14 protein-coding genes are annotated in these 14,026 nt (G+C 37.1%); 9 read left to right on the top strand and 5 right to left on the bottom strand.

Translation table 11 applies throughout. The annotated features are described in order from the left end of the window. Positions 1-105: 105 nt before the first annotated feature. The gene (locus AM500_RS19520) at positions 106-738 is read right to left on the bottom strand and encodes an MEDS domain-containing protein (protein ID WP_082347307.1); all 633 of its coding nucleotides are present in this window, start codon (positions 736-738) and stop codon (positions 106-108) included. 241 nt (positions 739-979) lie between these two features. Then, positions 980-1,612, bottom strand: a complete 633-nt coding sequence (locus tag AM500_RS19515) for a LysE family translocator (RefSeq protein ID WP_053600724.1) — start codon at positions 1,610-1,612, stop codon at positions 980-982. 464 nt (positions 1,613-2,076) lie between these two features. Here AM500_RS19515 and AM500_RS19510 point away from each other — a divergent pair, with 464 nt between their 5' ends. From AM500_RS19510 to AM500_RS19500, 3 genes are all read left to right on the top strand, one after another. After that, positions 2,077-2,535: a DUF3291 domain-containing protein gene (locus AM500_RS19510; RefSeq protein ID WP_053600723.1), complete on the top strand. Its 459-nt coding sequence runs from the start codon at positions 2,077-2,079 to the stop codon at positions 2,533-2,535. Positions 2,536-2,619: 84 nt separating this feature from the next. Further along, positions 2,620-3,378 (top strand): class I SAM-dependent methyltransferase, encoded by a 759-nt coding sequence (locus AM500_RS19505; protein WP_053600722.1) that lies wholly within the window; start codon positions 2,620-2,622, stop codon positions 3,376-3,378. Positions 3,379-3,389: 11 nt separating this feature from the next. Further along, the gene (locus tag AM500_RS19500) at positions 3,390-4,091 is read left to right on the top strand and encodes a class I SAM-dependent methyltransferase (RefSeq protein WP_053600721.1); all 702 of its coding nucleotides are present in this window, start codon (positions 3,390-3,392) and stop codon (positions 4,089-4,091) included. A gap of 162 nt (positions 4,092-4,253) precedes the next feature. Here the strand turns inward: AM500_RS19500 and AM500_RS19495 are convergent, their stop codons facing one another. After that, complete coding sequence (locus tag AM500_RS19495; protein WP_053600720.1) at positions 4,254-5,555, bottom strand: DUF4179 domain-containing protein; 1,302 nt, start codon at positions 5,553-5,555, stop codon at positions 4,254-4,256. Further along, positions 5,531-6,070 carry a sigma-70 family RNA polymerase sigma factor gene (locus tag AM500_RS19490; RefSeq protein WP_053600719.1) on the bottom strand — a complete coding sequence of 180 codons (540 nt, stop codon included), beginning with the start codon at positions 6,068-6,070 and terminating at the stop codon, positions 5,531-5,533. Before AM500_RS19490 ends, AM500_RS19495 begins: the two co-directional genes overlap by 25 nt. A 169-nt stretch (positions 6,071-6,239) precedes the next feature. Here AM500_RS19490 and AM500_RS19485 point away from each other — a divergent pair, with 169 nt between their 5' ends. Further along, on the top strand, positions 6,240-6,689 hold the full coding sequence (locus AM500_RS19485) for a GNAT family N-acetyltransferase (protein WP_053600718.1): 450 nt from the start codon (positions 6,240-6,242) through the stop codon (positions 6,687-6,689). 189 nt (positions 6,690-6,878) lie between these two features. On the opposite strand, the gene AM500_RS19480 is transcribed toward AM500_RS19485, so the two are convergent. Continuing rightward, complete coding sequence (locus AM500_RS19480; RefSeq protein ID WP_053600717.1) at positions 6,879-7,730, bottom strand: STAS domain-containing protein; 852 nt, start codon at positions 7,728-7,730, stop codon at positions 6,879-6,881. A 478-nt stretch (positions 7,731-8,208) separates the two neighbouring features. Between AM500_RS19480 and AM500_RS19475 the strand changes: the two genes are divergently transcribed. The 5 genes from AM500_RS19475 (at position 8,209) to AM500_RS19450 (ending at position 13,779) form a co-directional block, all read left to right on the top strand. Continuing rightward, entirely contained in the window at positions 8,209-8,973 is a 765-nt protein-coding gene (locus tag AM500_RS19475; RefSeq protein WP_053600716.1) for an STAS domain-containing protein, read from the top strand. Positions 8,974-9,556: 583 nt separating this feature from the next. Continuing rightward, entirely contained in the window at positions 9,557-10,231 is a 675-nt protein-coding gene (locus AM500_RS19465; RefSeq protein WP_053600714.1) for a hypothetical protein, read from the top strand. Between the two features lie 63 nt (positions 10,232-10,294). Continuing rightward, the gene (locus AM500_RS19460) at positions 10,295-11,665 is read left to right on the top strand and encodes an MFS transporter (protein WP_053600713.1); all 1,371 of its coding nucleotides are present in this window, start codon (positions 10,295-10,297) and stop codon (positions 11,663-11,665) included. Between the two features lie 215 nt (positions 11,666-11,880). Next, the gene (locus tag AM500_RS19455) at positions 11,881-13,059 is read left to right on the top strand and encodes a thermonuclease family protein (RefSeq protein ID WP_231688046.1); all 1,179 of its coding nucleotides are present in this window, start codon (positions 11,881-11,883) and stop codon (positions 13,057-13,059) included. Positions 13,060-13,383: 324 nt separating this feature from the next. Further along, complete coding sequence (locus AM500_RS19450) at positions 13,384-13,779, top strand: cupredoxin domain-containing protein (protein WP_053600712.1); 396 nt, start codon at positions 13,384-13,386, stop codon at positions 13,777-13,779. The last annotated feature ends 247 nt before the right edge of the window (positions 13,780-14,026 follow it).

Here is a 14,026-nt window from a genome sequence, read left to right as displayed (position 1 = left end):
GTAGGTTCGAATGCAAAACACTATGCGAGAAGCACTGTTAATTCTAACTTTGTACTTCCAATATTATCAAAAGAAATAAAGGAGGAAACCATTAGATATCCTCCTTTAATGCCACTTCTTAGCAAGTGTTTTATAATATTCTTCTCTAAAAGCTCTTCTATCCAGCAGCTGCTGCATTCTTTCTTCATCATTTTCTGGCAATGCATCCAGATCCTTCAGAAGGAAGTTATGCCTATTTAAAAGGTTTTCTTTAAGTTCATCATTGACCCTATAGGCGTCGTAGGCACAAACAGAAAGAAGTTTTTTATGACTAACAATCACATCCGCTTCTTTTTCAGAGATTGATAATTTTTTATGTACGTCACGCTCATCTCCCCACTCGACGTGAGCCCAAGTCCGCACGACAACCTCATCTGAATAACCTTCAATTAATCTCGGCAGATACTCGAAGATTGAATTACATTGAAAATCTCCCTTAGCATAATAAAAATCAAAGTTGTTGATGATGATTACTTTATTTGATTGGCTTTTGCTCAAAATCGCTGCAAGACTTTTTCTCAATAGTAGATTGATCCGATCATTTTCGATAATTATGGGATATTGATTCTGTTCCAGACCGTACATAACAAAGTCCTCTATATGTCTTATATAATCCTCTATGTTCTCGAAAATATATAAGATATGTCCCTCTGTAAGGTTTTTAAGGTGATTTGTTATTTTAAAATGTTCTTTTTCCAACACAGCACCCCATTCTACTCAGTGTAATTCTTCATCCTAAACCAGTAACTCCCTAAGTTACTTTGTGAAGAAGTGGTACAACAGGGCATCATACTAATCTATTCAGCTACTGCTGATTCAAGCATAACATTGAATTATATGAAAAATTTGTCAAAGAACGCATGGTATTTAAAAAGATTTCTTCATGCAGAAAAAAATAAGACCCTTCGATTTAATGATAACCCAGGGTCAAATAGGTAAGCTAATTTTGCGCTTTTTCAAAAGCTAGTTTGAAACCAAACCCTATTAGGATTGTACCTGTAATTCCTTCAATAAAAGTTTGGGTTTTAGGTTTTTTCATAAAGGCACTAATCTGGTGAATTAAATAAACATAAAGGAAAAACCAGACGGCAGTCAATAAAGTATAAGTGATCCCCATTATAAGAAACGGTAAAAGGGTATGGCTTCCAGGGTCAACAAACTGAGGCAAAAAGGTTAAGAAAAACACAGCAACTTTGGGATTTAGGATATTTGTAAGGAATCCCTGTTTAAAACAAGATGTGTTTACAAAATGCCTTTTTGTGTTCATCTCAACACTTGATGATTTCTCCTTTTTCTTCAAAGACGATAATGTCTTAACACCCAGATAAATTAAGTAAATAGCACCTACATATTTGAAGAAAGAAAATAATAACGCCGATTTCACAATAATCGCTGAAAGGCCTAATACAGCAGCTGATGTATGGATAAGGAGGGCGCAGCATGTACCTAAGGCTGTTTTAAAACCTCCAATACTCCCTGCCGCCACAGTGTTCTTTGTGGCAATTGCAGTATCGGGTCCGGGTAAAATAATAAGAAGAATACACATTAGGACAAACAGATAGAAGTTTTCCATTAAAATTTCACCTCTCTATTTAATGGGATAATTTTATATTTTATTATATATAATTCGTCTTATAAATTGAACTACGTAAATTGTCGGTGCGTTTTTAGACCTTTACCCATTTGCAATGTCATAGACAGATTATGGAGTCCATAACCGACTAAACTGCTGCTGTTATTGTAAAGCTGAAATACTTGTCTTTCTGTAGTGAAACGATAATATATACTCCCCGTTAATGAATGTGAGGTTAATAGAATACTTTGAAGGAAAAGAATCATTAGGAGGAGAATATATATAAATCGCTATGAGCTCTGAAAGCAGAAAGCCATGGGATTGTAATCGGCTTTTCATTAACTTTCGAATAATATGAAGAATTAGCTCAATGCGCTTGCCGATTTTGTACATGCCAACTAGAAGTCTTAAGTCTCATCTTATTGGAATATATCTAGATAAAGACTTTAAAAGGAGGGCTGTTCATGGCTTTAATTTCAATTTTTACTTATGGCAAGCTGAATCACCCCTATGATCATCCTGCATCTCGCGATTTTTATGAAATGGGATATAAAGTAATGCGTCAGGCATATGTTTCAGGATATCTTATTGAGGAATTTTCATCCGATAGAGTATCTTTCCCTGAAGAAACTAAAGGTTACCCTGTATTGACACTGACAGTATGGAAAAACCTTGATGCCTTATATCGCTTTACATATTCAGGTAAACACAGTCAAGCGCTGCGAAATAGGAGCAGATGGGTTGAGCAATATCAAGAGAAGCATTTTCCATACGTAGTGTGGTGGTCAGAAAATGTTAAGGATGTATCGTGGGAGGAAGCTTTCAAGAGATACAACTATTATCTTCAGCATGGGTCCACTCCTTTTGCATTTGACTTTAAGCACGCATTTGATGAAAAAGGAGAGACGTATAAGCTTAAATAGGAGATTTGTCTCTTGTTAAATGAGATTTCGCTAACACTTGGGGTGTGGGTGTAAACAGACTTAACTTATAATGGGGGAAATATATTGTTCACCGAAATTATTAAACAAAATAAAAAAAGCTGGGATAAGGTAGCTCATCATTTTAATGGCGTGGATGCATTGCCTAGTTACGGGCCATTTGCACAAACCGAAGATGAGTTAGGACTGCTTGGTGAAATGACGAATAAAACTGTCCTAGATGTTGGCTGTGGAAGCGGGCATTCTTTGAGATATATGGCAAATAAAGGGGCAAAAGAATTATGGGGAATTGACTTGTCTCAGGCCCAAATCCAAACCGCAAAAGAAACGCTTCAGGATCTAAAAGCCAATTTAATTTGTTCACCAATGGAGATTGATAGTGGAATACCCAAGCAGTATTTCGATGTGGTTTATTCAATATATGCAATTGGGTGGACGACAAATCTTACTGCCACATTTGAACTAATTTATTCCTATTTAAAGCCTGGTGGTTCCTTTGTATTCAGTTGGGATCATCCACTTTACGCACATTTGAAAAGCCGGAAAGGCCAAATTTACCTTGATGGTTCATATCAGGAAGAAGGGGAAATTAACTATCCGAAATTTAAGGGCGAAGAAGCTCCAGTTGTTATTCCTAAAAGAAAGATAGCAACGTATATAAATGAGTTAATAAAAGCAGGGTTTACAATTGATGCTGTCATTGAAAGTGAAGTTTCATCGCAATTTGATGAAGTAAGTGAGGAAGTATCTGGTCGCTACTATTCCTTATACAAGGCCAGGAAGTTTCCGACTACTATTATTTTTAAGGCAAAAAAATCTTCTTAGGGGGAAGTTGGTTGGATAAAGCAATCTTAAACTACGATGATTTACTAGTAATGTTAGATGACTTTTTAAGAGAGCCAAAGGAATTCTGGGAGAGTTTTTACAAGGATAAAACTAAAGACATCCCATTCTTTAAGATTAAAGGACCAGATGAAAATTTAGTAGAGTACTTTAATAATGGCCTTGCTCCGAATCGAGTGTTGGAAGTGGGATGCGGGCCAGGGAGAAATGCAGTTTATATGGCTAAAAAAGGCTGTAAGGTAGATGCGTTGGATATTGCCGACAATGCAATTCAATGGGCAAAAGAAAGGGCAAGTGAAGAGGGAGTTCAAATAGATTTCCATTGTCAATCTCTCTTTGAGTTTGAATTTGAGCCACATACATATGATTTTATATACGATTGCGGGCTATTTCACCATTTAGCCCCTCATCGGAGATTAACCTATATAGAAACGATTAAGAAAGCTTTAAAGAAGGATGGACATTTCGGTATAGTCTGCTTCAATACAAAGGGTGCTTTAGATACATCGGATTGGGAAGTATATAAAGAAGGCAGTTTAAAAAGGGGAATAGGGTATTCCGAAGAGCGATTGAAAAGAGTATTTGCAAATCATTTTACGATCCTTGAATTTAGGGAAATGAAAAAAATCCCTCAACCAAGCTCTGTGTTAGGGGAAGATTTTTTATGGGTAAGTTTAATGAAGGCAAATAATTAATAAAGTATTATTTATATGACGAGAGCGTTGATCTTGGATTAACGCCCTTTTTATTCTTTAAAAGAAGTAATTTCGGAATCTTACTATCAAGAAAGTCACTAAAGAAGAGGCCCCCATTGTCGGCGGCCCCTGGATTTTAAACAGCATCATCAAATACTGTAGCTATTCTTTTAAATCAATCGTTACTTCAAGCTCCTCCAGAAAATTCGGAGGTGTCATTGATACGGTTACAATATATAAATCGTTGGATGGCGGTGTTGCTGAAAAGGAGGTCTGGTATTGATTGATGGAGCCGTCAACTCGTACCGCAGGCTGATCGGAATCATACCGATTCCCGGCTGAATCTTCAAGCCATAGTGCGTTTGCTTGACTATATAAATCATCGCCTTCAACTTTATACGTAAAAGTCGTCACGCCATTCTCCGCTTTTGAATCCAAAATGGTTAAGTGCCCGATTTTTCCTTGAGAAAGGGTGGTTTTTTCTCCTGCCCATTTTATCCTTTCTATTTTCGGTGGAGTTTCATCTATATCAGTTAGATAAGGCTTAATGGTTAAGGAGTTTGGGATTATTTTAAATGGTTCATAATACTGTTCGAATTTGTGAAGAACTTTCCCGTTAGTTGGTCCACCACCGCCACCGCCTCCACTAAATGGCTGTAATACACGGCCCTGATCATCTATTACTTGATAATCGAGCATCATATACTTATTAGCAGTGAAGGCCTTCTCATCCATCAATAAGCGAAGTGAAATCTCAGTTGAAGTAGGTAAGAAGGTGATTTTATCATATAGAATTGTAAGATCCTTTCGATTCTCCATCTTATTGACAAGAAAGGATTGGTGATTTCCCTTCTTTTCAACTGGCAACTCTACAGACCATGATTTTCCTTCACGTGAGCGAAGACTAAGTACAAATGATTCGGGGATTTCCTCACGGACACGAACACTAAACGTTCCTGCATACAGTCCCTTTTCAATTTCTGATTCATTTCCCCCCATTCCATAACTGCCGATCGGCTTGCTATCAATTTGTAGGATAAGATTGTCCATGAAATGGGAGCTTTTATTACTTTTATTTACTTCCCTGATATAGCCAATATGAATTTCCCCCCCATCATAAAGGGTTTCAGTAAACGTTATTAACTGCCCATCTACTTCAACTTGTTCTCCTAGTTCCGTCGTTAAGCTTTCTTCTTTTCCTTTTTTTACGCCAATATTACCAACAAATTCAAACGCTGAGCCAATAACAGGAATATCTTTTATGGTGTTTGCAAACGCAGGGGAGATTAGCGAAAAACCAAAGGTCAATGAAAGGAAAGCAATTGCTGCAGCAAGTCCGTAATAAATTTTCCGTTTTGGTCTTTTTCTTGGGAGTTGTTTCAGCGTATCTTCTACAGTTTTATCGATAATGTTTGGCAGCGGGCGGTTTACATCATTTTTTAGTAGCTGTTCCCATTTTTCCATTGTTTAACCTCCGTATCTTTCGCGAGTGTTTTCTGCATTTTCTCACGGGCGCGCCGTAATTTCGTTTTCACCGTATTTTCAGGAATATCTAAAATAAGGGATAAATCGTGAATCGAGAGGTCTTCAATATAAAATAGTTTTAAAAGTTGTTTTTCTTCTAACGGAAGCATATCAAGCAATTGTTCGACCTCAATTTTCTCGTATCCATTCTCCATTGAAGATGGTTCAGCCAATTCATCGATTGAAACAAGATTCTTTCTTTTCCTATGAAGTTGATGACATTCATTGAGGAGAATCCGTATCAGCCAGGTTTTAAAATAGCGCGGTTCTTTTAAGTTATGAATGTTTTGAAAGGCCTTCATAATTGCCTCCTGTATCGCATCGGCACAATCCTCATCACGTGAAAGAATCGTTCGAGCAACTCGATACATCATTAATTTATGTGTAACAATCAGCATTTCAAAGGAAGAACTATTTCCTTTGATTGCTTTCTTCACTTCTTTAATAAGATTCACCACGCACGCTCCTTTCTTTCTTTTCTGACTGTTAGATACATAAGCGGTATGATAGGTTTCAATTATTTTTATAAAAAATGGTAATTTAATTATAACTATTTGGTACAGTTGGAAATAGGAAAGTTAAGAATTTGTTCAGGTGAAGAATTACACAATTAGAGGAGAGAGAATGGAAAAATACAAGGTTAAGCAAATAAATAATCTGATGAACTATGATATGGATCATTTAGTGACTCAAAGCAAAGAAGAGGGGTTTCGTTTTGTAGAGAGATTAATAAGTGATTATAAAAATGGCAGTAATACTTTCAATCGTCTTGGAGAAGGTTTATTTGGGGTATTTAATGAAGAAGGTGTCCTTGTTGCGATTGGCGGATTAAATCAAGACCCATTTTCAAACGAACAATATATTGGCAGGTTAAGAAGGTTTTATGTCAGTAAGGAGTACAGGAGAAACGGGATAGGAAGCCTTTTGGTAAAGAGGCTAATTGACGAAGCAAAAAGAAATTATAAAATTTTGGTACTTCATACAGATACCGAACAGGCTGATAAATTTTATACTTCAGTTGGATTTTCAAAGGGAAATCTATATCCAAACTCAAGTCACTTTATGGATCTTTAAAGTTAAGCTAACAGGCTTACAGGAAGCAACTAAGTTCATTCCAAAGTGTTAAAATTCATAAGCAAAAGTAAATACCTCAATAAAAAAGACCATCAAATGCAGTTAAATTTGATGGTCTTTTTAAGTTCCACAAAAGATTTAAAAAGCCTTTGTGGAGCGCAAATTAAGGGAACGTCATTTTTCCCCGATTTACTGCCTGATCAATTGTATTTCTGTAAATGCTTGATGGAGGTTGGATTTAATTGTTAATTGGCGAAGATCTAGTCCAAGGCTTACAATCGTTTGGGCTACTTCTGGACGGATTCCGGTAAAGATGGTTTTCACGCCAATTAGTGATAAAGCACTTATTACTTTTAGCAATTGATTGGCAACCATCGTGTCAATAATCAGGACCCCTGACACATCCAATATTAAATGGCTCAAATTTAATTTGCTTGATTGTTCTAGTGTTTTTTCCATTAACATCGCTGCTCTTTCCGTATCGATGTTGCCTATCAATGGAAGAACACCTACACCTGGTATAAGCGGGACAATTGGAACTGATAACTCCATAAAGGCATTCTTGGCGTTGTTTAAGGATTGCTGGTAATGATTGACGAAGGTGAGGCTAAAGTAATAGACGGCTTTGTCAAGTAGTGGGTCTATTATTGAAATGATTTTAAAAATAAAATCTGCGGACAAGTTCATTTCTGTACTAACTTCTTCTATAACTTTCCAAATCACTTTTCTGTAATAATTGGTGTCTTTCAATGCCTCATCTAAAGGTACCCCCAGATTAAAAACGAAACCACCCGAAGATTCTCCCCATTTTTTTACACGATCAATAGATAGTTGTTCATCATTGTAATCAATGAGGGCTTTTCCAAAAATCTCAATAAAGTCAGCTCTAATATCCATAATTTGCTGTTCAATCTTTTGAAGTTCCCTTCTTTGTTCTGGGGTTAGGTTTAATCCTGAAAATCTTGTATCATGCACCTCTTTAGCGATGTCATACCTTTTATTAATAATCGTTTCTCCCAAAAATGCTAATTGCTCTTTCATCTTTTCCCCCTAAAAGTAAATAATTCGATCCAGTTTGATTATAAAAATATTACCATAGGAAGAATAGGTTTTACGAGTAAGAAGAATTTAATAATAAATCAAAAGACTTTGAGTTCTTCCTGCATCATTGATGCATGGGTATCCCAAAGTAAGAATATGCTTAGAAAAATGATAGCCTATTCGCTTTAGAGGAAATGTCAGTAGCAGTTGTGTTAAACTAGCAATTATTCAAGTAAAATTGGAGACACCCTTACTAAAAGAAGTGATTCCTCAATACTTACAGGGACTCGACCAAAACAATATAAACAACAATTAAAATAGGGCGAAATCTTTGAAGTACATACTCATGCGACTTCAAAGAATGCCCTTTTTCAATTAAGTGTAAAATATGGAATAACCTAATAAGATTAAAGTCTATACGGGTACAAAGGTTGGCTCGTGTAAATAGCATAAATGATGACAAAAAGGCGGGAAAATCTTGAATAGCAAATTACCTATTAATATAACTGGTACAGACGCTCTGAATAGCATTGGTGAAAATATTATTATAGCTGATACGGACTATACAATTATTTGGTTAAATTTAAAGGCGAGGCAAACTCTTGCGCTGCTAGCTCCTTTATATGGGATTGCCAGTGTGGATGAATTTATTGGCTTGAACATGGATTATTTTCATAAGCAACCGCCACACCAGCGTAAAGTAATGGCTGGATTGAAAGATGGACATAGAGCCAGGATTAATATAAAAGGTGAATTTATTGCTGATATTGTGGTCACTCCAATTAGAAACATGGCAGATGACAGTGGAGCTATTGAGGGGTATATGGTCATGCTAATGGATGTGACGACGCAAGCAGAAGAACGAAATAAAATGGAGAAAAGAATCAGGGAGTTATCCGCTCCGATCCTAAATATTTGGGACAATACCATCGCGATAACCCTGGTTGGTGAATATGATCTGGATCGGGGAGAAACAATCATATCTAGTGTGTTGGAGGAATGTGCTTCAAAAGGAATCGAATATGTTATGGTTAGCCTCAGAGGCGTAAACCATTTTGATGACAGCGTGAGGCAAACGATACAAAAATTACATGATTGTTTAAGGCTGCTCGGGGTTGAATGTATAGTTGTTGGGATTAAACCTAAATTAGCAGTGAGTATCCAGGAGCTAAATAATATTTCTACATTTAGTGATGCTCATACTGGGTTGAAACATATTATGAAACTTCAAGAGACGAAATAAAAAAAGTTTTTCATTGATCAGTTCAGTGAAATTGGTTTTATGTCGAGGGTCTAGAAAGATAAGCGCACTTTTTAGTGATTCTTTTTGTTTAGACCAATCGGGACAGTATTCTGAAGATGAGTATGTGAGTACATGCAGGTAAGCACAGGAGGCGTTGTTCCAGAAGGATAACGGCCTTTTTTGTTGAATTTCTAACAAACAGGAGTTTAAGAAGGCATAAAATTAGAAGGCAGAAGACTGAGTGAATATCCAAACGAAATTAGAGCTATTTTTATCATGCTTATCTGTAGGTTGGAATCTGGTCATAGGGAGGACGATTATCTGGAGGCCCCTTTTGAATTCGTTCTAAAATGGATAGCGTACATTAGTTTGGCATTTCTTGTTTTTACAGTTCTTTGGGAGATATTCGCTTTTGTTTGGATAGTCGTCTTGCAAAAAAGAGACTATGACCGTTATCTCTTCTGGATAAAGCCAAAGCCAAAAAGAAGATCCAAGAAAAAGAAAAGGGCACGGGTACGTTAATCAAGGAAATACGAAGCCCTTTTTTGTCGGAAAAGTTCTTTTAACAGATAGGGGAAGTGTAATGGAAGAACAACCGTTATTGAAAAGAAGTGTAAAACACAGTGCTCGGAAAAAAACGAGTTGGCCAGGAAATCTGCTAGCTGGGTTAAGTATTGCGGCAATGATAATATTAATTAATAATCATTACTCTAAAACAGCGTTAATTTTTGGAATAACATTGATCCTTATTTTTACGGCAAAAGAGAAGAACCCTATACTCATTCTTCTAATGATTCCTCTGTTTTTTATACTTAATATCGGGGAAATTAGTAATGTCGTTTTTCCTGATTTTTTACCAGCTTTCGCAAAAAAGATTTTATTTTTTATTATTTCTTTTATTATGGTTCATGTAATATTCGTGTTGGCCCTTATGTATGACTTTGAATACTTTTCCAGTACTAAAAAGATTAAGAAAGACCACAGTTTTCAAGATGTTGCCCTAGAGGTTATTGATCTATATATAGATGCAGTAAACAATGATAAACCTTTGTCTTTGCCAGAAAGTAAGTTTATTTCGAGCTTTTATAGAAAGCAATGGGGAGCGAAAGAGGACCAATTTAAACAGAGAATCTATTCACTCGGATTATTATATAAGGAACTCATCGAAGACAATCCTGAATTCCTTCTATCTCGGCACCAGCAAATGAGGTTTATTGATCAGGCGGAATTATTTAGAAAAAAGTTGGCATTACTTTGAAAAACTAATTGATAAAAGATTTTGATGATACTTTTATCTCAACTAGAGGAGAATGTGTGTTTCATGTCAGTAACAAAGAATCTTTCTCTCGCTAAAAATCGCAATTTTTTAATCGTCGCTATCGCTTTAGGTGTAATCTTAAACCCATTAAATACGACGATGATAACAGTTGCGTTGCCAGAGATTAAAAATGAATTTATGCTCTCATCAAAAGATATTACATGGTTAATTGCTTCCTACTTTATTATAAGTGCTATTTTCTTGCCTCTTATAGGTAAAATAAGTGACGTTTTTGGAAGGAAAAAAATCTTCCTGCTTGGACTTTTATTCGTAGGTATTTCTTCATTTACAGCTCCTTTATCACCGAATATGCCGTTTCTGTTGGCAATGAGAGCGATACAAGCAATCGGTACATCGGCTCTGTATCCTGCTGGAATTGGAATTGTGCGGTCTTATATTGAAAAAAATCAAAATAGAGTAATCGCTACACTTTCGGTTTTTGCAACCACCACGGCAGCCTTTGGACCGACAATCAGCGGCCTGCTAATTCAGCAGGGCGGCTGGCATGTAATTTTTTATATAAACTTTCCTATTATCATTATTTCAGCCATTCTAGCTGTCATTTTTATACCAAAGGATGAAAAGAGAACAGCTGGAAACTTCAGATTGGATGGCATTGGGATTTTATTATTCAGTTTTCTAATCACTATTTGGATGTACTTCTTCCAAACATTGGACAGTGGTTTAAACCTATGGGTATTGATTGGTTCAATAGCGTTAACTTTATTATTTTACTTCTTTGAAAAAAAGAAAGCTGAGCCTTTTATCGATGTAGTTTTCTTAAAGAAAAATCTCAACGTTACATTTGTGTATGTTCAGTATATTTTATCTACCTTGATATTTTTTGCCATGCTGCTATCTATGCCGATCTATTTGCAGTCAGTATTATTGCTCGATTCCAAACAAACTGGCATCATGATGCTCTCTATTTCTATATTTGGGATTATCATCACACCTATAGCAACACGTTTTATTGAAAAGGCAGGATGGAGAATTCCCCTGCTTACTGGGGGTATTATCGGTATAGCGGGGGTTATCCTCTTATTGACAGTCAATCAAGGCTCCCCGCTTTACTGGATATTTTTCGTGTTGTCGACGATTGGAGTGAGTAATGGCATTTTAAATATAGGTTTGCAAACGTTACTCTACTCATTTGTTTCGGTAGCGGAAACTGGAACGGTGTCAGGTCTGTTCATGACCTCGAGATTTCTGGGTAATATCCTCGCTTCCAGCTTATTCGGCGTGATGTTTGCAACTGGAGTCAACGATACTAACCAAAATTGGATGACTATCATATTAATCGTTGTATCAGTTATTTTATTGCCAGGAATACTGTATGTCACAAAAGGAAAACGAGCAGCCAATACTCCATAGGTTAAATACTTTGTTTTTAGTTTAAGTAAGCATGTACTTAAATAAGTTAACGATCAGAGATTATAGGTCTCTGATCGTTTTATTTTTTTACACTCAAAATATGGCCAAGAGTTATGTTCTATGCCATAGCAGCTATAGCAGGAGGATTTTTCCTTTTAACATGTTTGTAATAATTGTTATAATTGTAAATGTGAAACTTTAAGGGGGAGAAAGAATTGAAAACGTTTAAGACCATCATCATGATAGTGGTCCTGCTGTTCTTGTTGCTAATGGCCATTGCGGTTCCGATGGCTTTCATCGGAGTACTTATTTATGCGATTGGTGCATGGGCCAGCATCCAGAAGGGAAAAGGCAAGATCTTTTTTAAACGGCCATGGCTTTTAATAACAGCTGGCGTAATTACCACGTTCATTATGATAGGAAGCTTTGCGGAACCAGTTTCTGAGGAAGCATCCGCAAAACCGAAAGTAGAAGAAAAGAAAGCAGATAGAGAAGAAGAAAAGCTTGCTGCAGCCGAGGCGAAGAAAGAAGCCGAGGAAAAAGCGAAAGCGGAAGAAGAAGCAAAGGCACAAGCAGAGGCGGAAGCTAAAGAGAAACAGGAAGCGGAGGCCAAAGCAAAAGCCGCGGCGGAAGCAAAAGCAAAAGCTGAGGCTGAAGCGAAAGCCAAGGCGGAGGCCAAAGCGAAAGCAGAGAAAAAGGCAAGCGAAGCAGCTATTGCCGCTATGGCCCTTGAAAAAGTAACCATCGGCCGCGTAGTCGACGGAGATACAGTCGAACTTACCGACGGAAGAAAAATTCGTCTTGTTGGTGTCAACACACCAGAATCAACAAACAGGCATGAAACATACGGAAGAGAAGCAAGCAACTATACGAAGTCAAAGCTTAACGGCAAAACTGTCTACATTCAAAAAGATGTAAGCGACACAGACCGTTATGGACGCTCACTACGGTTAATTTGGCTTTCGGTTCCTTCCAATGACATGAGTGAAAAAGAAATTCGCTCAAAAATGTTCAATGCTGATTTAGTATTGAACGGATATGCTGAGCCATCAACGTATCCACCAGATGTAAAATACAGTGATTATTTCGTGAAGTTTGCACGTGAAGCACGCCAGTCTGGGAAAGGCCTATGGGCATATGGTGCGGAAGGTACGACAAAAGGCGATCTTGATTCGACTAAATCGACTTCGAGTAAACCAGCGGCATCCAAGCAGCCGGCACCTGCTAAACAACCTGCACCTGCCAAGCAGCCAGCACCATCAACAGGTGGACAGGAAAATTTCGCAAACTGCACAGAACTTCGTAAAGTCTATCCAAATGGAGTTCCGTCCAGCCATTCAGCCTACCAGGCAAAAATGGACCGCGACAAAGACAACTATGCGTGTGAGCGCTGATAATACGAACCTGAAAAGGCTATCGTCCAGTACATGGATTGATAGCCTTTTTTATGTGTAATGGCAGATCCTTTGAAAGTTTTCATCGCTGGAAACAGGTGTGACCATACCAAAATAACACGATTAGGGTTCCGGTTGTTCTTTTAATAGAACGATTTTCTGGTTTATCGGTCTAATAAAAAAATTATCGGTCCAATTAGATATTTATCGGTCCAGAAAAATTTTTATCGGTCCAAACCAAAACTCCTGCCGCCGCACATCAAAAACTATTAATAATTTCCTATAAGTTAGAAAAAAATACTCTTAGGAAAGGAGGGAGTGCGTATGTCTTTGATAAAAAGGTTAACTGAATTGGTCGTTTTACTTGCTATGATAGCAGCTGTGACAACTACAGGCCCAATCAATGCAGGTGCAATGGCGGAGTCCGGCGTTGTCACACAGCCTATTGAGCAAGTGAATGCGATTGAGGTTGAGTTGAATGATGATTATTTTAATCCAAAGGTTATTACGATTCCGAATGGAAAAACGACAACGATTAAATTGAAAAACACTGGTAAGAAAGAGCACACATTTACAGTGGAAAAGCTCGGAATTGACGCCGAAGTTCAGCCAGGAAATGAAAAAACGATTACCGTGACCCCGAAGATGCCAGGTACATATCAACTAGTATGTCGGTACCATTTGCAAATGGGAATGGTTGGTCAAGTAGTAGTTAAATAAGACGTAATACTAAAAAGGCTGCGATGATAGCTCCTCTTAATTTAATGTTGTATTTAAACGGTAAAGATGCGTAGATCCAAGAAGGATTAACGCATCTTTTTTGTTATTCTTTTCCGAATATAGAAATTGATTTTGAAATCTTTACAAAATTCACAAAATATTCTAATCAAAATTAATAATAGTGTGTTACTATTTCATCGACAGATAGTTGGTTTATCAAGGGGGACCAATGAGAAGTGAAGCAGAG

The sequence above is a fragment of the Bacillus sp. FJAT-18017 genome (assembly GCF_001278805.1).
Taxonomy (GTDB): Bacteria; Bacillota; Bacilli; order Bacillales; family Cytobacillaceae; genus Bacillus_D.
The sequence above is the reverse complement of the archived record's forward strand: the minus strand, read 5'-3'. Positions and strand labels throughout refer to the sequence as shown.